The 17,671-nt window shown below is 69.3% G+C and carries 16 protein-coding genes and 1 pseudogene; 12 read left to right on the forward strand and 5 right to left on the reverse strand.

Translation table 11 applies throughout. The features are described 5' to 3' along the window. Together ACFVYI_RS23400 and ACFVYI_RS23405 are read right to left on the reverse strand one after the other, a co-directional pair. The coding region (locus ACFVYI_RS23400; RefSeq protein WP_387888699.1) for a hypothetical protein at positions 1-844 on the reverse strand (844 nt) is incomplete at its 3' end. A 9-nt stretch (positions 845-853) separates the two neighbouring features. Continuing rightward, positions 854-1,510, reverse strand: coding sequence for a papain-like cysteine protease family protein (locus tag ACFVYI_RS23405; protein ID WP_387888700.1), 657 nt, complete (start codon positions 1,508-1,510; stop codon positions 854-856). A gap of 265 nt (positions 1,511-1,775) precedes the next feature. Between ACFVYI_RS23405 and ACFVYI_RS23410 the strand changes: the two genes are divergently transcribed. Beyond that, positions 1,776-2,708, forward strand: coding sequence for a hypothetical protein (locus tag ACFVYI_RS23410; RefSeq protein ID WP_387888701.1), 933 nt, complete (start codon positions 1,776-1,778; stop codon positions 2,706-2,708). Between the two features lie 22 nt (positions 2,709-2,730). Here ACFVYI_RS23410 and ACFVYI_RS23415 read toward each other — a convergent pair. Continuing rightward, positions 2,731-4,856: pseudogene (locus ACFVYI_RS23415) on the reverse strand (thioredoxin domain-containing protein). A 94-nt stretch (positions 4,857-4,950) separates the two neighbouring features. On the opposite strand from ACFVYI_RS23415, the gene ACFVYI_RS23420 reads away from it, so the two are divergent. Next, entirely contained in the window at positions 4,951-6,567 is a 1,617-nt protein-coding gene (locus ACFVYI_RS23420) for a recombinase family protein (RefSeq protein ID WP_387888702.1), read from the forward strand. A 606-nt stretch (positions 6,568-7,173) separates the two neighbouring features. Here ACFVYI_RS23420 and ACFVYI_RS23425 read toward each other — a convergent pair. Next, positions 7,174-7,578, reverse strand: a complete 405-nt coding sequence (locus ACFVYI_RS23425) for a hypothetical protein (protein ID WP_387888705.1) — start codon at positions 7,576-7,578, stop codon at positions 7,174-7,176. 565 nt (positions 7,579-8,143) lie between these two features. On the opposite strand from ACFVYI_RS23425, the gene ACFVYI_RS23430 reads away from it, so the two are divergent. The 3 genes from ACFVYI_RS23430 (at position 8,144) to ACFVYI_RS23440 (ending at position 10,945) form a co-directional block, all read left to right on the forward strand. Continuing rightward, positions 8,144-8,662 carry a hypothetical protein gene (locus ACFVYI_RS23430; protein WP_387888708.1) on the forward strand — a complete coding sequence of 173 codons (519 nt, stop codon included), beginning with the start codon at positions 8,144-8,146 and terminating at the stop codon, positions 8,660-8,662. Positions 8,663-8,802: 140 nt separating this feature from the next. After that, the gene (locus tag ACFVYI_RS23435; RefSeq protein ID WP_387888709.1) at positions 8,803-10,038 is read left to right on the forward strand and encodes an MAB_1171c family putative transporter; all 1,236 of its coding nucleotides are present in this window, start codon (positions 8,803-8,805) and stop codon (positions 10,036-10,038) included. A gap of 280 nt (positions 10,039-10,318) precedes the next feature. Continuing rightward, complete coding sequence (locus ACFVYI_RS23440; protein WP_387888711.1) at positions 10,319-10,945, forward strand: HAD-IA family hydrolase; 627 nt, start codon at positions 10,319-10,321, stop codon at positions 10,943-10,945. Between the two features lie 199 nt (positions 10,946-11,144). On the opposite strand, the gene ACFVYI_RS23445 is transcribed toward ACFVYI_RS23440, so the two are convergent. Continuing rightward, entirely contained in the window at positions 11,145-12,020 is an 876-nt protein-coding gene (locus ACFVYI_RS23445; protein WP_387888713.1) for a helix-turn-helix domain-containing protein, read from the reverse strand. A 621-nt stretch (positions 12,021-12,641) separates the two neighbouring features. Between ACFVYI_RS23445 and ACFVYI_RS23450 the strand changes: the two genes are divergently transcribed. The 7 genes from ACFVYI_RS23450 to ACFVYI_RS23480 all read left to right on the forward strand — a co-directional run bounded on the left by ACFVYI_RS23450 (position 12,642) and on the right by ACFVYI_RS23480 (position 17,532). Continuing rightward, complete coding sequence (locus ACFVYI_RS23450; RefSeq protein WP_043469226.1) at positions 12,642-12,842, forward strand: hypothetical protein; 201 nt, start codon at positions 12,642-12,644, stop codon at positions 12,840-12,842. A 100-nt stretch (positions 12,843-12,942) separates the two neighbouring features. Then, positions 12,943-13,530, forward strand: a complete 588-nt coding sequence (locus ACFVYI_RS23455) for a WhiB family transcriptional regulator (protein ID WP_387888716.1) — start codon at positions 12,943-12,945, stop codon at positions 13,528-13,530. Positions 13,531-13,588: 58 nt separating this feature from the next. Then, positions 13,589-13,951, forward strand: coding sequence for a hypothetical protein (locus ACFVYI_RS23460; RefSeq protein ID WP_387888718.1), 363 nt, complete (start codon positions 13,589-13,591; stop codon positions 13,949-13,951). A gap of 560 nt (positions 13,952-14,511) precedes the next feature. Further along, complete coding sequence (locus ACFVYI_RS23465; protein WP_387888720.1) at positions 14,512-14,808, forward strand: hypothetical protein; 297 nt, start codon at positions 14,512-14,514, stop codon at positions 14,806-14,808. Between the two features lie 2 nt (positions 14,809-14,810). Then, entirely contained in the window at positions 14,811-15,536 is a 726-nt protein-coding gene (locus ACFVYI_RS23470) for an ATP-binding protein (RefSeq protein WP_387888722.1), read from the forward strand. 62 nt (positions 15,537-15,598) lie between these two features. Next, positions 15,599-16,309, forward strand: coding sequence for a DUF6195 family protein (locus ACFVYI_RS23475; protein ID WP_387888725.1), 711 nt, complete (start codon positions 15,599-15,601; stop codon positions 16,307-16,309). Between the two features lie 23 nt (positions 16,310-16,332). Further along, entirely contained in the window at positions 16,333-17,532 is a 1,200-nt protein-coding gene (locus ACFVYI_RS23480) for a DUF2637 domain-containing protein (protein WP_387888726.1), read from the forward strand. The last annotated feature ends 139 nt before the right edge of the window (positions 17,533-17,671 follow it).

Here is a 17,671-nt window from a genome sequence, read left to right on the forward strand (position 1 = left end):
ACCCGCGCCGGGCACCCGCCCGCCGCCGCAGGGCGAGGCCCGCACCCACCAGCGCGGTGGCGCCCAGGGCCGCGGCCGCCGTGACGGCGGGCAGCGCGCTGCCGCCACCCGCCGCGGCCGTCTCCCGCCCGGTGGCGTCCGGCTGGTAGCCGCCGCCCTTGCCGGCCCGGTCGTACGCCGAGCCGGGCAGCTTGTCCCCGTACCGCTGGTGGACCAGCCGCTGGTACGCGGCCAGGCTCACCCCGGCCTCGCCCACCGAGCGCCGCGCCTCGTCGTCCAGCGGCAGCACCCGGCCGTCCCGCAGCACGTACCAGGCGTTGAGCTGCGGCTCGCGGAAGGCCGTCCCGCCGCCACCGCCCGCCGCCCGGGCCGCGTAGTCGGTCTCGTCACCGCCGGAGGCGATGTTGACCACCCGCCAGCTCCCGCCCTGGTTCACCGTCCAGACCGAGGCCACCTGGCCGTCCGCCGAGACGGCCTTGCTGGCGGTGTACTCGGCCTTCGCCACCGGTGCTCCCGGGGAGCCGGCCACGAAGTCCGCGTCCAGGGTGTAGACGGGCACGGTGTCGCCCGCCAGCCTCGGCGCGGCCGCGCTCGCCGCCCGTGCCTCCTCGGCCGCGCCGATGGTGAGCTGCTGGGTCGGCGGAACGCCCTTGCGGGCGAAGAAGTGGCCCAACCGGTCCAGGACGGCCGGGTCCTGGACGGCGCCGCGGGCCTGCGCGAGGTCGGCCGCGGCGACCGGCGCGGGGGTGCCGGCCGGGGTGTCCGCCTGGGCGGCCGGGGTGACGGCCAGGCCGAGGCCGGCGGCGAGCAGGACGGCGACGGCCGCGTTACGGATGCTGGTCATGGTCGCCCCTCACGCGCCGATCCGGTACAGGGAGTGGGTCCAGGAGAACGTGCCGTTGGACACGTAGTAGTCGTAGTCCGCCCAGTTGTAGCGGGTGTTGGAGGGCCACGGGTCGCCCCAGTACACCCAGTTGCTACCGGTGTCGTAGCCGTAGACCACGTGCATGTGGCCACCGCCGGAGCTCCACTGGATCCGGGTCTCGATCGGCCGGTTGGCGTTCACCTCGGTCTGCACCGTGCTGTAGCGCAGGTACCCGGTGACGTACGAGCCGGGGTTGATGCCGACCCAGCTCAGGCCGTTCTGCACATCGCCCAGCGTGGCCTGGCTGTTGGGGCAGCTGGAGCTGGTCGAGCGGCCGAACGCGGCGTTGCAGAACTGGTTCTGGCTGTAGCTGTAGCCGAACCAGGTGGCGATGGTGTTGCCGCTCGCCGCCCAGCACCAGTTGGACTGCTGTTGCTGCTGCATGGTGATGTTGAGCTTCTTGAAGGTGCCGGCCAGATCGGCCGTGCTGCCCGGCGCCGCGGCCGGACGGACCTGGGCGGACGCACCGGTGGGGGCCGGCGCGGCCGAGGCCGGGGTGGTGGCCGCGACGCTGAGCGCCGGGCCGAGCACGCCCAGCGCGAGCGCCCCGACGGCGCGGCGCAGACGTATCCGTGGAACTGGCATGGGGGAGTTTCTCCTTGCACGGCAGGGGAGTGGGGGTTCCTGCTGGGTGCGGTCCGGATCGCGCCACTGAGCATCGCGCCGTTGACAGATGCTGGTCAACGGCCTTCACACCCCGCGGAACGCGGTGTGAACGACCCGGCCCAGGTGTGAACGCCACCCCGGAAACGCCCGCGCGGCACGCCCCGACCGGTGACAAACCGCCTTCCACATGTGAATATTCACGACCAACCGGTGTCCGCACTGCCCGCCCACCGAGGAGGCCGCCATGCAGCGGAGCGACCAGGCCGACCTCGCCACCGCCCTGCGCACCGGCCCTTTCCACGTGGCCCTGCGCACCGCCATCGCCACCCGCGGCCTCGCCCTGCACCGCATCCGCCGACACCTCGCCCTGCGCGGCGTCCAGGTCGGCGTCACCAGCCTCAGCTACTGGCAACAGGGCCGCCGCCGGCCCGACCGGCCCGAGTCGCTGCGCGCGGTCCAGGCCCTGGAGGAGGTCCTGGAACTCCCCGAGCACTCCCTCACCCGGCTGCTCGGCCCCCGCCGGGCCACCCCCGCCGACCCGGCCGGCCCGCCCGTGCGCCCCTACCGGGACCTCATCTCCCCGGCCGCCGCCGTCGACGACCTGCTCGCCGCCCTCGCGAGCCCGCGCGACACCGGGCTGCACACCATCACCCACATCGAGCGGATCCGGATCGGCGCCGACCGCCAACTGCTGCGTCGCGACTCCCAGCACGCGCTGCGCGCCCACCGCGACGGCATCGACCGCTACCTGGCCCTCTACCAGGGGGATCCGGGCTGCGACATCTCCCGGGTCGGCGTACGCGCCGAGGAGAACTGCCGCCCCGGCCGGATCCGCCGCGACCAGGCCCACGACCTGCTGGTCGCCGAACTCCTGCTCGACCGCCGGCTCCGGGCCGGCGACACCCACCTGCTCGGCTACGGCTTCGACGACAGCCCGTCACCCACACCCGGCTGCGAGTACGTCCGCGGCTTCAACTCCGGCGCCGGCCAGTACGTCCTCCAGGTCACCTTCCACCCCGACGCCCTGCCCGTCCGCTGCCATCGCTTCGCCCTCCGCTCCCCCGGCGAAAGGCCCTACGAGACCGAGGAGTTGACCCTCGACGGCCACCACTGCGTGCACCTGGTGGCGACGGCCCTGCAGCCCTGCCTGCTCGGCGTCCGGTGGGACTGGGAGTGACGGGCCCGGACGCGGGCGGGCCCTACCGCTCCGCAGCGCCCAGCCGCTCGGCCAGCACCGCCGGATCGGTGGTCGGCGCGTCGCAGGCGAAGTGCCGGCAGACGTACGCGGCGGGCGCGCCGTCCACCAGCGGCCGGTCCGCCAGCAGCGGCACCTCGGCGCCGTCCGGCCGAGCGCCCGACGCTCCGGCCGAGCCGCCGTCCGCCGCCCGGGCCCCGGCCGCCGCGGGCTCGCCGACCGCGACCACCGCACCGGGCGCGGTGCCCAGCAGTGCCGCCCGGTGCAGCGCGGCCGTCGCCGGATCCCCCGCCGGGCCGACCACGGCGACCTCGCGCGGGCCGTCCACCAGCGCCTCGGCCACGGCCAGGCCCCAGCCGATGAACCGCGGCGCCCGGGTGGCCAGCGCCCCGACGATGCCGAGCGCCCGCTCGGCGGCCGTGCGGTGGCGCGCCGACCCGGTGTACGCGGCGTAGGTGAGCAGCGCACCCGCGGCGGCCGTCCAGCCGGACGGGGTCGCGTTGTCGGTCGGGTCCTGCGGGCGCCGGATCAGCTCCTCGGCGTCGTCGGCGGTGTCGTAGAGCGCGCCGGACGCCTCGTCGGCGAAGTGCTTCAGCACGGTGTCCAGCAGCCCGCCGGCCAGTTGCAGCCACTCCGCCGCGCCGGTCACCGCGTACAGCGCGAGGAAGCCCTCGGCGGTGTCCGCGTAGTCCTCCAGGACGCCCGCATTGGCACCGGCCCGGCCGTCCCGGGAGGTGCGCAGCAGCCGGCCGTCGGGCGTGAGGTGGACGGCGAGCAGCAGGTCGGCGGCGCGTTCGGCGGCCTCGACCAGGTCGGGCCGCTCCAGCAGCGCACCGGTCTCGGCGAGCGCGGCGATGGCCAGCCCGTTCCAGGCGGCGACCACCTTGTCGTCCCGGGCGGGCGCCGGCCGCTCGGCCCGCGCGGCGAAGAGCCCGGCCCGGACGCGCTCGGCCGTCTCGGCGTCCTGCGGGTCGGAGAGCAGTTGCAGCACCGAGGAGCCGTGCTCGAACGTCCCGGCCGGGGTCACCTCGTAGAGCTCCGCCGCGAAGGCGGCGTCCGCCTCCCCCAGCACCTCGGCCAACTGCCCCGGCGTCCACGCGTAGTACGCCCCCTCGACCGAGGCACCGCTCGCCCGGTCCAGGCTGTCCGCGTCCAGTGCCGAGGCGAACGCCCCCTCGGGGGTGCGCAGTTCACGCAGCAGGAAGTCCGCCGTGGAGAGTGCCACCCGCCGGGCGAGCGGGGAGCCGGTGGCCCGCCAGAGGTGCAGGTACGCGCGGAGCAGCAGCGCGTTGTCGTAGAGCATCTTCTCGAAGTGCGGGACGACCCAGTCGGCGTCCACCGCGTACCGGGCGAAGCCGCCGCCGAGCTGGTCGTGGATGCCGCCCCGGGCCATCGCCGCGGCGGTCCGCACGGCCATCTCCAGCGCGGCCGCCGAACCGGTCCGGGCGTGGTGGCGCAGCAGGAACTCGATCACCATGGCCGGCGGGAACTTGGGCGCGCCGCCGAAGCCGCCGCGCCGGGCGTCGAAGTCCCGGCCGAGCGCGACCAGCGCCTCGTGCAGCTCCGCCTCCCCCGGCGGGCGGTGCACCCCGCCGCCGACGGCGTACACCGAGGCGCGCTCGGCCAGATCGGTCCGGATCCGGGCGGCGACCTCGCCGACCTCCTCGCGCCGGTCCCGCCAGGCCGCGTCGACGCCCTCCAGGACCTGCCGGAAGGACGGCATCCCGTGCCGGGGCTCCGGCGGGAAGTACGTCCCGAAGTAGAACGGGTCCTTGTCGGGCGTGAGGAAGACCGTCATCGGCCAGCCGCCCTGCCCGGTCGCCGCCTGCACCGCCTCCATGTAGACGGCGTCGACGTCCGGCCGCTCCTCGCGGTCGACCTTGACCGCGACGAACCGCTCGTTGGCGTACGCGGCCAGTTCGTCGTCCTCGAAGGACTCGTGGGCCATCACGTGGCACCAGTAAATTAGTAGAAGCATAAGTGACAGGACGCATAGCCCACACTCAAGAGGATGGGCACGTCCCGTCGCTTCGCTTCATTCATCGCCTCCTCTCCCCATGGCCACCAATCCACTGGGTTGGAGGCGTGCTGGAGCAGGTACGGCGACGTCGCGTTCGCGAGTCGGTTCATACCGTCATCGTCGCATGATCCAGACCGCCCGGCGTTGCTTTCGAGCAGCCAGGCCAGGAGTAAGACCTTGAGCACAACCCGTGACCAGAACGCCATGACCAACGTCTCGCCCGAGGAAACAGGGCCGGACGATCTTGAGCTGCGCGGCAGGCCCGCCGGGCTCGCTCCGCCGGAGGAGCTTGCCCTGCTGCACCCCGACACGCCCTTCTTGATCGGCTACTCCCGCATCTCGGACGACTGGCGCAAGAACAACAGCCAGAAGGCCGCCAAGTCCGCGTGGTCGGCTGGCAAGGGCGTGGCCAACCAGCACCGCCGCAACGACCGGAACGCGGCTCGCCACGATGCCGTGATCGTCCACCGCTACACCGACAACGACCTGTCGGCCTCGAAGCGCGACGTGGTACGGCCGGACTTCCAGGCGATGCTCCGGGACCTCAAGCGGGGACACACCCCGGAGGGATACCCGGTCCACGGGGTCATCTGCGTGGACCAGGACCGCGTGCAGAGGACAGACCGGGACTGGGAGGACTTTGTCGAGGCGATCACGCTCGACCCGAGCCGGCGCTTCTACACCCCGTCGGGGCCGATGGATCTCACCGAGGAAAGCGAGATCATCAAGACGGGCATCATGGCAGTGGTCAACAAGGCCGAGTCCATGAAGAAGAAGCGGCGAATCCGCGACTGGCATCAGGACCGAATACTCGACGGCCTGCCCCACAGCGGCCCGAGGCCGTTCGGCTGGGAGGAGGACCGGGAGAATCTGCGGCTGCCCGAGTCAGACTTCCTAGCGTGGGCTATTGACGAGCGCATCAAGGGCAAAGCGGTAAAGACCCTCTGCATCGAATCGAAGCGGCGAGGATTGACGGGCACTCGCGGACATGATCTCGTTCCGCAGACACTCACGCAGATGATGACCGCCCCTCGTGTGTGCGGATACCGCGCAAACCGCGGTGACCTCGTCCTGGATGACGACGGCGAGCCGGTCGTGGGCGTCTGGAAAACCGTGACGACACCGGAAAAGTGGCGTGCGGTGTGCGCCACCTTCGGGCCGGGGAGCACCTACCTTGCCCGTGGCTCGGGAACGCCGAGGATCACTGGAATCCCGAAGACGGTCAAGTACCTGGGTTCGACGCTTCTCCGCTGCCAGTACCGCATCGAGGAGGAGAAGGACGGGGCGGTCACGACGCGCGTCTGCAACGAGCCCATGGGCGGGACGAAGGCCGCGAGCAAGCGGAGCCCGTACGTCTACACCTGCTCGACGTGCTCGCGCAACGCGATCTCCGGTCCAATGGTCGATCAGCAGCTCCAGCGCCTGGTGCTGGCGAAACTGAAGAAGGCCCAGGCCACTTTCATTCCGGTCAAGGTCGCATGGCCTGACGAGAAGAAGCTCCAACAGAAGGCGGACAAGCTCGCCGAATTGGAAAAGCAGTGGCAGGACGACGAAGTCCCCGACTCAATGTTCTACCGTTTGGCGCCTCCCTTGGAGGGGGCAATCAAGAAGCTGCGCAGTGAGCGAGCCAAGTTCGAATTGGCGGCAGCGACGAAAAACGAGGCACCTAACGACGTGGCCAAGAAGTGGGTCTCCGGCGAGTATGACCTTTCGCAGAAGCGTCAGGTGTTGTTCGAGATATTCGCCGCCGTCCAGGTTCTTCCTGGACAGAAGGGGAACAAGACACCGAACCCCAAGAGGCTCATCCCTGTGTGGAAGTAACAGCCCCGGGCCTGAACGGATTGTGCTCCGTGGGCAAGCGGCGGTGACGACAATTCCCGGATGCCGTCACCGCCGCTTGCCCCGGATTCGCTTGAACCAGGACGGAGGCCGCCGCAGTGCCCGGCCCGGCGTGGTCGACCTCACCTCGCGGTCGGTCTCGCTCGCAGGGCGCGCGCCGTACGGTCGGAGGGGGACCAGGACCGCGAGCACGAACGGGACGAACGGTGGAGCACGACACGGGGGCCTCCATGATGGCCACCTGCACTCAGTGCAGGAGCGTAATCGAGCGGGCCCCGCACCCCTCCGGCGCCTGCTTCGGGTGGCCTTGTCACGCCCGCCCCCGACCCGAGGCCGCCGCCCGGCTAGAACTCCTTCTCCAGCCCGGCCTCGACATCGTCCTGCCCGGCGCCCGGCAGGCGGCAGAACCCTCCGAACAGGCCCAGTCCTCCGAGCCCCGCCGTCCGGCCAGGCTGAGCCGCCGCCGGCACCCTCCCGCCCGTATCCGTGTCGAAGCCGTCACCGCCACCGCTGCCCCGCGTCAGCGCTGAGACCTGACGCTCGACCTCGACCTGGTTGCCCGGGTAGCCCCCCGGGAGACTGTGGCGGTCAGGAAGCCGCGGTGCTGACGTAGTGGCGGGTGAGGAGGTCCTCGGCCCACCCCGCACCGATGCTCAGGAGCGTCCCGCCGGGCAGGTCTTCGACGGACGGCAGGTCGTAGCCGTACTTCCCCGTGGGCTCCTGGTACTGGGTGAGCCAGGAGAAGAGCTTGCCGATCCGGTCGCCGTCGGCCAGGTTGTTGTACCGCTCAAGTCCGGATTGGACCCTTCCCTCCAGCCCGTCCCTGTCCGCGACCTGCTCGATGATCCAGTCCACCGTCACGTCCTTGGCCGGCGGCTGATCTCGCCCGGTGTAGACGGTCAGCGCGATGGTCGGAAGCGCGAAGCTCCACGGCCCCGAGCTGTACCCCTCCGGGGTGTTGACCGGCTCCAGCACGGCGGCGGCTCGGCGCACTGAGTCATGCCAACGGTGCTCCAGCCAGCCTGCCTCTGGCATCTCGTACGCCAGCCGACCCGCCTGCCACCACAAGCTCTGCACGTCCATACCCACAACCTAGGGCTTCCACCTGCCTGCCGAGGCCGAACACCGCAAGCACCGTGATGGTCGGCCGGTCGCCTTCGTGGACAGGGGCAGTGGCTCCAGCCGATCGCCCGCCCCTGGTGCATGGTCACGCTGAGGACAGCCCAGAAGCGCCGAAGATCAATTAAGGCGCCGTCGCTCAAATTCGATCTTGGAATCATCACACTGAGTGGCGTGACCTTCGCAACATGCCCGAACCGGACGTATCGAACTTTCCTCCTTGTACGATAAATCGTGGCCGCCGATCGACCGGCCACCGCGCACCTCAAGCACAGGCTCCTGACTACTGGCACCTCGCTACGAGCATCGGGGTGGGGCCGCCGGTGAACACCAGCATTTCAATGGAGCGATTATGCGTTGGCGTAGAGGGCGTTGGCGTAGAGGGCGTTGGCGTAGGGCGGTTATGCGCTGGCATGGAGAACCTTCGCAGCGCGCGCTCGTGAAGGAATGCGAGAGACTGCTCACGGGTCTCCCTATCCCCGCTCCTTTCAGCATTGAGGCGCTGGTGCAGAATATGGAGCGGGCGCTGGGTCGCCAGATTCGGCTAGTGCCTCTGGATGACCCCGATGGGGGATTGGGAACGGCATGTGGCCTCCGGGTTAAAACGCCGGAGTTCACGCTCATTCTCTATCGCCGCCGTTCAAGCCGAAATCAGACCGAGCACATCATCCTGCACGAGCTTGCGCACGAGTGGCTGGACCACGGGACCACCCTTACCTGCGCCGAGATCGAGCGATACGTCCCTGAACGTATCCGGCTGGAAGTGATTCGTCGTTTCCCGTCGACCGTGGTACAAGGGCGGGTGGACTTTGACAGCCCCGAGGAGAAGCAGGCCGAGATTTCGGCCTCGTTGATAAAGCGGTTGGCGCGCCGCCAGTCGGTTGCGGGTGATGACATGGTCAGCCTCTTGGAGTCCTCGCTTGCCCATCCTGTTGCTCCGCCCCGGCGCATACGCTAGAAGCGATTGGAAGGCGACCGTCGAGGCCCTTTCTCCGGCCTCACAACTCAGTAGACAGCCCACTCAATTGCAATTAAGACCGCGGCCTGCCGGCCTTCGAGGCCGGGGTAAGTGCAGCCTGCTCAGACAGTACTGGTTAGATGTCGGAATACTTTAAATACCTGACCGCGGCAGTGATGACCGTGATCGTCGTCTGGCGATTCCCCGCAGTTCGCTACGGTGACTTTCACCGCCGGGCACTCTGGGGCGGCTACGCGGGATTCGCTGTAGCGCTGTGGCTCTATACGCCGGCAGTAATGAGTGTCGCGGATCGAATCCCCGTGGTGGACCTCGATGCCCTGCTGAGGCACTTCGCCAGCACTGCGGCGACCATCGCAGCTCTGACCTATGTGGCCACCAGCTACGGGAAGAGCACGAAGGCAGTGGTCCCCCGTCACGTAGCGGTCACGCGCTGGATCGCCCGCGCGTCCTACAAGGCGGGGGCTGTAGGCGTCACTCTCCTCACGGTTCTGTTTTTCACCGCGGTGGACCGCAGAGAGAAGAGCCAGGATTTCCTCATCGACCACGCTGGACAGTGGGGAGTGGCGGTCTACATGACCGTCTTCTACTTCTTCCCGCTTGTCACAGCAACGGTGTGCGGTTATCAGTGGACCCGGGCAGCGCGACAGGCCGAGACCACGAGCATGCGTATCGGGCTGCGTTTGATGGGGATTTCGATGTGGATGGGACTGGTCCATTCGCTGGCCCGTCCCGGCCTCCTGTGGGTCGCGGTGGCCTTCCCTCTGAGCCCCTCCACAGTGCAGTTTGTCGTAGACGCCGAATCTATGTGGATGAACCTGCTTTTCCTTATCGTCGCCGCCGGAGCGAGCATTCCAACCACCCGTGCGGCGGCAGGCCGGTGGAAGACGTGGCGGACCCTGGCCAGGATCTACCCGCTCTGGTTTGACCTGGTGAAGGCGTTTCCAGGTACGAGCCTGTATCCGCCTGGGGGGCGCTTCACGGAACTTGTGCACATGCGCGTTCCCATAGACGTTCGCCTCGACCGGTGGACCCAGGATATTGCCGACGCTTGCGAGAAGTTGCGCTATTACGCTCCGCGAGACCTGATGTTCGCCGCCGAGGATGCTACCGCTTCGCGTTCTGATCCCGAGCCGGCCGCAGAGGCGTACTGGATTAAGGCCGCGCTCCGGGCCGTTGACACCATGCCAGCGGGTGCGGACGCTTCTGCCCCTCTGCGGGAGAAGCCTTTCGTTGACACCGACAGTGAAGCGGCGTGGCTCGCACGCATCAGCGCGGCCTATTCAGGTATCACCGATGATCAGGCAGATGAGCTCCTCGTGGGCGCGGCAAGAGTGGGGATCGAAGCGGATCTTTAGCCCGCGATGAGTTCCGCCGGGTTATTCCTGGGGCAGTCTCATCCTCGGGGCGCCGGGTCATGGTGATCTTGATTAGCGTGTCGGCGAGTGATATTTGGCACCCTCCGCCGCATGAACTCGTTTGGTACCGTGGGTGTGCGGACAGATAGGTCTTGATCCGCCCACAGGTGAACCCTGGCCTGCGACGCACACCTAATGCCGTCGCCATACGTAGCCGGGGCCGTGACGCTGTCCTGTCTTGACGAGCGTCCGAAATCTCAGCAATCACTGGAGTTCCCGCATGTCCAACCGCACTGGCCTCATCCTCGACTTCGGCGGAGTGCTGACCACGCCGCTGCTGCCCGCCGTGCTCGCCTTCGAGCAGCGCGAGGGCCTGCCGCAGGGCGCCTGCCTCACCGCCCTGTACAAGGACGAGACGGGCGTCCGGATCACCAGCGACCTGGAGCGCGGAGCGGTCTCCCAGACCGAGTGGAACGAGTTCGCCGGCAAGATGCTGGGTGTGTCCCCCGACGGCCTGATGGGCCGCATCTTCGGCGACCTTCGCCCCGAGCCGCTGCTGATCAACGCGGCTGCCGCCGCGAGGCGGGCCGGGATCAAGGTGGGCATCCTGTCCAACTCCGTGGGCCTGGCCCCGTGGGACCTGTACGACGGCTACGACCTGGAGCGGCTGTACGACGTCGTGGTGATCTCCGAGCAGCACCTGATGCGCAAGCCCGACCCGGGCCTCTTCGAGATCACCCTCAAGCTCATGGACATGCCCGCGTCCGAGTGCATCTTCGTCGACGACACCGAGGCGTACGTCAAGGCGGCAGAGCAGCTCGGCCTCGCCGGAGTGCACAACCAGGACCCCAAGCAGACGGTGGCCACCCTCTCCGACCTGCTCGGCGTGGACCTCACCGCGGCGTAGGCCGGCACCTCGGAGTACCGAGGTCAGGAACAGTGAAGGGACTGCGGCGTTGCCCCACGGGGGCAACGCCGCAGTCCCTTCACTGTTGTCGGCAAGGTCGTGACACGGCTCGTGCTGGCATGGTCCATGCGCTGCCGACGGTCCGCGTCAGACACGGTCCTCGCAGATCGAGGCTGGCGAGGACCGCTTGCCGATGGCGTCAGTCCCCGTCCTGCACCTCTGGCAGCTTGTGCTTCAGCTCTCCGACGAGATCGTTGATCTTGGCCATCATCTCGGCGGACAGGCCCCCGCCATTGCCGCGGGCAGCCAGCCCGAGAATCTGTCCCCGCTGAATCGAACCGAGGAAGCGGACGGCCTCCAGGAACTCCCGGGCCGCCGGGTCAACCTCGGCATCGTCCTGGAAGAGGGAGACGTCGACCTGGAGCGCCTCGGCCAGGCCGGCGCGCACCACCTCGGAAGCCTCGGTTGTGAGGCCCGCGCGAAGGGCGGCGATGTCCTCGACTGCAACGACTGGCTCGCCCGCGTGATCGTTCACGACCCGCGCGATTTCCTCGTCTGAGGGCGCCTCCTGGCCCACGTACCCGTGCTCCAGGAGGTAGTTGATCTTCTCGCCGACCGTGCGGGGTGCTGATGCCCGCTCGTCACCCGAGGTCCCGGGGCGGAGCCCGAACGAGCAGTCCTGGGCTTCCAGCAGGGCCTCTTCGGTCACCCCGTACGCCGCCGCGAGCGGCGACACGTAGTCGTCTCCGAGCCGGCGCCGACCGGACTCGGCGTTGGCCACCGGCACGCGGCTGGTCCCAAGGACCGCGGCGGCCTGCGCCACGCTGAGGCCGGCGTCGCATCGCAGGAGTTGTAGATCCGCGGGGCCGTCGTGGGGGAAGAGGTCGTCCAAGGGCTCGCCGAGTGCTGCTGCAATCGCAGGCAGCTTCTCGCCCTTGGGGAAGTCCTGGCCGCTCTCCCATTTCGCCACGGCGGGGGCGGTGACGCCCACTGCGGCGGCTAGCTCACCCTGGTTGAGGTCCTTGCCCCGCCGGACAGCGCGTACGCGCTTGCCGTCGAACTGACGTGGGGGCACATGAACTCCAGAGATGCGATCGGGCAGGTCGGGGGCGGCGGCAGGGTACCCGCTGTCCAGGGTTGATACTTCTAGGAAAATAATGTAAGTTTAGGTATCGAACCTGATGGTCGGGCCTGCTCCCTCTATGGTGCCAGCCTCCCGGGACTCCCGTGCATGCTGCACTGCCGTGCTTGCTTGCGCAACAGTCCACTGGAGGAACTCGGTGCCGCAAGGAGCGAGCCCGGCAGGAATCAGGGCGACATGAGACCGGCGCCCTGGAGCTACCAACTCCTGGACGCCGGGCTGGCGCACCCGAAGGGGCGCCGGTTCACTACTGCGCGGGCAACGGAACTTCTTTGGCGAGAGGCCGCTGCGCGCGTTCCTAGCAACCATGGAGTATCGCATGCTTGCCATGCCGAAGGGAACCCCTCCCTCAGTAGCTGGCCCCAACCAGCTGCGGCTCGCCGCTGACATCAGCGGCGTCCGCCTCTTCTCCGCTCCGGACGGCAGCCAGGCCGCAGGCCGGCCAGCCGGGCCCGAGCGCGGAGAAGAAGCCGCGCCCTGCGCGTGCACGCCCCCTCTCTTGTCCGGGCCCTCGAACCCGGCCGTGTTCCTCCGGCCGGAAGCGTGAGGGCGGCCGTGGCCGACGCTGACGACCTCGACGCCTCCATTGACGCCTGGGTGAGCGCACAGCTCGACGCCTCGCCGGACTGGGACCAGGAGAAGTGGGAGACGCTGGGGAAAATCCTCGACGTCGAGTTCTCGGTCCCCGGCGATTCGCGCGTCTACAACTTCGCGAAGCCTGTTACCGAAATCTCGGTCGACAGCGAAGCCGCGTAGTTCACGCCTCCCCATTCAGGAGGGCTGCAACAGCTCTCGATTCACTTTCTCGCACCGGGCCGGATACGGCGCCCGTGTGCCGCTAGCACCATGAGGCGAAATGCGAACCACAATATCCGACCTCTCTGAGGCGGCTTTGCGGGGCGATTGGGGCCCCCTCATAGAGGAATCCGGGAAGGCCCGGGGGAAGCACTGGGCCGAGGATGCCCGGTGTTCCGGTCGGGATACCAGCATGTTCTTCCCTCTCGGGGACGGCCCGCAGGCTGAGCCGGTGGAGACAGTGGAACGGCTGGGCCTTTCTCTGGTCAGGCCGCTGAATATGTGCGCTGCCTGCCCGCTGACGACAGCTGCCCGTTGCCTTATCGAGTCCTTGAGGGACGACGAGGAATTCGGGATTCGCGGGGGCCTGATCGCCTCGGAGCGATCCGCTCTGCGTGCCAGTTGGCAGCAGCGCATGGACAAGGGCGCTGTGCGGCGAGCCCTGCGGGGCTCTACCGCAGCGTTGAGCAAGGCTGAGCGCGCGGAGGTGATCGCCCGGTTCGCGGCGGACTCCACGATGGACGCCGCCGCCGTGGCGAGGGGGCTCGGGATCACACACGAGTACCTGTTGAAGCTGGCCCGGGTTCATCGGCAGAAGCAAAGGACCGAACTGGCCGCGCCGCCGGTTCGAAGCATTGACGCTGCCTGACGGCGGCGAGGAAACGATTCTTCCCGCAGGGAATTCCTTGCAGCCCTGGAGCCTCCTCATGCCTCAGAACGACCTTAAAGCCTCGACGCGGACAAGCCTCGGCGATGCAATCGGCGAGATTGCGCCCACTGCGGTTCTTGTCCGGATCTTCCCGCCGCGACGGGCCGCCACCTACCTGTTCGAGCCGGATTTCTATCGCACGTTCCTCGACCGCAAGGTGGAACAAGGCGTGGAACGGTTGGTCCGCCGGGCTTTCGACAGCGTCGCGGACTGGCGACTCGCCCACGACTTCTACCTTCCGACCGGGGAGCTTTATCTCACCCCGGAAGCGCACCAGAACGGGTACATCCCGGAAGACGACCAGTCCTTTGGCCTCATGCCGGCGCGGCGCATAGCGATATTCGAAGGGAACGGCGCATGAGCGAGATAGCCACGGACCTGGTCTGGTCGAAGTCCGAGTCGCGCCGGGGGTCGCGGCTCGTCCTGCTCGCTCTCGCCCGGGAGGCGGACGATCAGTGCCGTGCAACCTTGACCCTGGAGGATATATCGCGGCTGACCGGGCTCACAGTCCGCTCGATCACGACGTGCCTCGGTGACCTCGCATCGCTCGGGGAAATCAGCCGGGAGCGCGGCGGCGGAGCGTTCAATCCCAGCAGCTACTCGATCCTCCTCGGCCAGGCCGGCGGCGCTACGGCGCACGCCGGGACGGAACTTCCCACTTCGGGCTCCGGTCTGCCGCAATCAGGAGACAGGTTCCCGGAAGGGGATTCCGGGAAAGCCCCTTCGGCTCCCTCAAGTTGGAAGTCTCTTCATGGAGATCCGGAAGTTTCTTCCTCGCGTGCGCGTGGTGGTAATACTCCCTACGGGAGTATTACCACCACCAAAAAGCAAGCTAGCTTTCCTGATTCAAACCTCCGGGAAGTTCCGGCCGGACAGGATTCGGTCGAGGTCCCGGAGGGCTCCAAGGAGCTGGTGGCGGCGATGACCGGAGCCGGGATGGTCGTCGGCTGGCGGCTGACCGGCCCGGAGTGGGACCGGGTAACAGCTCTCTCGGCCCGCTGGGGGCACGAACGCCTGGTCGAGATGGTCGCCCGGCGCTGGAACGCCGACCGCCCGCCGCTGTCCGCCCGCTACCTGCTCCGCATCTGGGCGGATCTGCCGGACCAGGCCCCGGAACCGGCCGCACAGACCAACGTCGTCCCGCTGCGGCGGCAGCCCGGGAGCTGGGTTCCGTACCAGGACACCGCCCAGCCCAGCGCCTACCGGAACGGATTTTGATCATGGCCCACCCAGAGCGCGCGGGCAGCGCCGCATCCCTGCGGGCCATGGAACGGATACTCGCAGCGAGAGGGCTCCCGGTCGTGCCGGAAGAGATCAACGACGACTCGTCAGAGGCGAACCCGGGTGACCGGCAGTGGCACCACCGGGCCCGCGCCGAGTACGCGCTGAGCCGCTGGAGCGCCGCGACGCCGCCCCGGTACCGCGACGCGGAGGCCACCCTCCCGGCGGTCGCGGCCTGGGCCGATCGCGCGCTGGCCGACAACGCCGCCGCCGGTGCCCTGCTCCTGACCGGCCAGACCGGCACGGGCAAGACGCACGAGGCGTACGGGGCACTGCGGAGGATCGCCGCCGGCGGCCCGGACCGGTTCGAGGTGCTCTGCGTGAACTCCGCCGACATGTACGGCAGGCTCCGGCCCTCCCAGGTCATGGGCGCTGCCGAGCGTGAGCTGCGACGGCTCAGCGAAGTGCAGTACCTGCTGCTGGACGACCTCGGCACGGCGAAGGCTTCGGAATGGGTGGAGGAGGTGACGTACCGGCTCATCAACTACCGGTACAACCACTGCCTCCCGACCGTCATCACGTCCAACCTGCCCGCCCGGGACGAGAGCGGGCCGGACCTGACCGACTTCGTCGGGGCCCGGGTGGCGAGCCGACTGGCCGAGATGGTGACCAGCCTCGTCCCGATGATCGGCGCGGACCGTCGGCGCGGCGGGAGGGCGGCCTGATGCCCGTTCGCCTGCGCGGAGCGGCGCCGGACGCCGCAGCCCTGTCCACAGCCTGTGCATACGTGGGGCCCCTCAGCCCGTACGCGAACCCGTTCACGGCCGGGGACCGCCGCCCTTCACCGGCCGGGACGCCGATGGACGCGGCGGAGGCGGTGGACCTGTTCGCCGCCACCCTCCGGGGCCCGGTGGGCCGCTTCTACGCCGACGAGTTCGCCCGCGAGCTCCGCGACCTCGACCTCATGTGCACTTGCCCCCTCGACGTGCCGTGCCACGCGGACGTCCTGCTCCGTCTCGCCAACGCCCCCGGCGGCGGCAACACCATCTCCACCAGCAACTCCAAGGAAGGCCCTCCGATGCTCCACCCGATCATGGTCTGCGCGGCCGAACAGCTCACGGCCGGCGAGAAGCGGCGGACCGCCGCTCGGGAAGACGCCTTCCGCACCTGGGGCCCCCGGTCCGTCGAGGCTGCGGCCCGGTACGCCCACCGGCTCCTCGGCGCTGAGGCGGCCACGCTGGAGTGGCAGACGCTGGGTCTCCTCTCCTTCGAAGAGCACCTCCAGGCGTTCACCTCGCTCGACACCGTCGGCGGCCAGCACCTGGAGCTGTACTTCTCCGACCAGGGCGGCACGGAGTCCATCACGCTGCGGGTGTCGTGCATGAGCTGCCCCAGCCAGCACGTGCACGAGGTGACCTCCCTCGAACAGCTCGGACGGCTGCTCTCCCAGACCCCCGTCTGGCCGCTCATCAACCCGAGCAACGGGGGCAACCGCTGATGTCCCACACCTACATAGACCCGGTGACCAGCAACTCCCAGTCCGCGGTCCCGCTGCGGAGCATGACGGCCTGGGACCGGACGGCGATCGTCCTGCTCGGCGCGGCCGGCTTCGCGTTCAGCTACGACGCGCTGCGGCAGATCGCGGTGGCGATCCACGCGCGGGAGGCGTTGAGCTACCTGTTCCCGCTGTTCGTAGACGGGTTCATTGCATACGGGGTCAGGGCGATCATCCTCCTCCGCCACCAGCCGTTCCTGTCCCGCCTCTACACCTGGTTCCTGTTCCTCGCGGCCACGGCGGCGAGCCTGGGAGCGAACGCGCTGCACGCCATCACACTGAACCGCGGTCCGCAGTCCGCGCAGTCCGCACTGCACCTCACGGACGAAGTTGTCGGAGTGCTGTCGATGCTCGCGCCGTTGGCCCTGGCGGGCTCGGTCCACCTGTACATCCTGATGACGCGGACCGCCGAGTTGTCCGTCCGGGACGGCGCGGAGGGCGGTCCCGGACCGGTCCGCGAAGCCGTCCAGCCGCCTGCGAGCGTCACCGAGAGGCCGGAGTCCCACCCGGCGGAGACCGGGCCGACGGCCCCGGTGACGGCCGTCCCGTCCGCGCCGTCCGCTGCTGTCCCCACGGTCGTTGACCTGCGGAAGTCCGGAAACGGCCAAGGACGCGCACCTGCTGCGGACGGCCCCGGTGTGCACCCGTCCGCAGCGGCGGACCCGGCGGACGAGGGTGAGGTCCTGGCGGACGTGCGGCCCGCCGGTGTCGCGGACGGCGAGGTGCTGGCCCCCGCTCCCGCTGCTGCTGAGGCCCCGGTTCCGGAGCCGGTCCGCGACCGCGCGGACGGCGGCGAGCCGTCCGTCCCGGACGACGCCGAACCCCCGCAGGAGCAGGAGTCGCTGCCGTCCCCGACTGCCGCTGAGGCCCCGGTTCCGGAGCCGGTCCGCGACCGCACGGACGGCGGCGAGCCGTCCGTCCCGGACGACGCCGAACCCCCGCAGGACCGGGAGACCGACGACGACGAGTGGCTTGAGGATCTGCTGCCGGTGGCGATGGCCGCCTACCAGGAGAGCGGCAGGATCAGCCGTGACGCGATCAAGGAGGCCGTCCGCGCACACCAACCGATCAGCAACGATCGGATGGGGGTCCTCCTGGCCCGGTTGAAGGACCAGGTGGACCAGCGCACGGCCGCCCCCGCCGGTGCCTCCAGCGCTCTTTGGTGATCTCATCTCATTGGTGCCGCGCGGGGGCGGGGGGGGGCGCCCCCCCCCCCCCCCCCCCCCGCTGGGCCCGTAGGGAGGGGCATTTTGGGGCGACGGCCAAAACCCCCCCCGCGGGCGCCCCCCCCCCAGGGGGCCCGCC

It is taken from the genome of Kitasatospora sp. NPDC058218 (genome assembly GCF_042882445.1).
Taxonomy (GTDB): domain Bacteria; phylum Actinomycetota; class Actinomycetes; order Streptomycetales; family Streptomycetaceae; genus Kitasatospora.

Excerpts from the sequence above, each read along its gene's own strand:
- ACFVYI_RS23405 (WP_387888700.1), bottom strand. The coding sequence starts at position 1,510 with ATGCCAGTTCCACGGATACGTCTGCGCCGCGCCGTCGGGGCGCTCGCG.
- ACFVYI_RS23410 (WP_387888701.1), top strand. The coding sequence starts at position 1,776 with ATGCAGCGGAGCGACCAGGCCGACCTCGCCACCGCCCTGCGCACCGGC.
- ACFVYI_RS23420 (WP_387888702.1), top strand. The coding sequence starts at position 4,951 with ATGACCAACGTCTCGCCCGAGGAAACAGGGCCGGACGATCTTGAGCTG.
- ACFVYI_RS23435 (WP_387888709.1), top strand. The coding sequence starts at position 8,803 with ATGTCGGAATACTTTAAATACCTGACCGCGGCAGTGATGACCGTGATC.
- ACFVYI_RS23440 (WP_387888711.1), top strand. The coding sequence starts at position 10,319 with ATGTCCAACCGCACTGGCCTCATCCTCGACTTCGGCGGAGTGCTGACC.
- ACFVYI_RS23455 (WP_387888716.1), top strand. The coding sequence starts at position 12,943 with ATGCGAACCACAATATCCGACCTCTCTGAGGCGGCTTTGCGGGGCGAT.
- ACFVYI_RS23460 (WP_387888718.1), top strand. The coding sequence starts at position 13,589 with ATGCCTCAGAACGACCTTAAAGCCTCGACGCGGACAAGCCTCGGCGAT.
- ACFVYI_RS23465 (WP_387888720.1), top strand. The coding sequence starts at position 14,512 with ATGACCGGAGCCGGGATGGTCGTCGGCTGGCGGCTGACCGGCCCGGAG.
- ACFVYI_RS23470 (WP_387888722.1), top strand. The coding sequence starts at position 14,811 with ATGGCCCACCCAGAGCGCGCGGGCAGCGCCGCATCCCTGCGGGCCATG.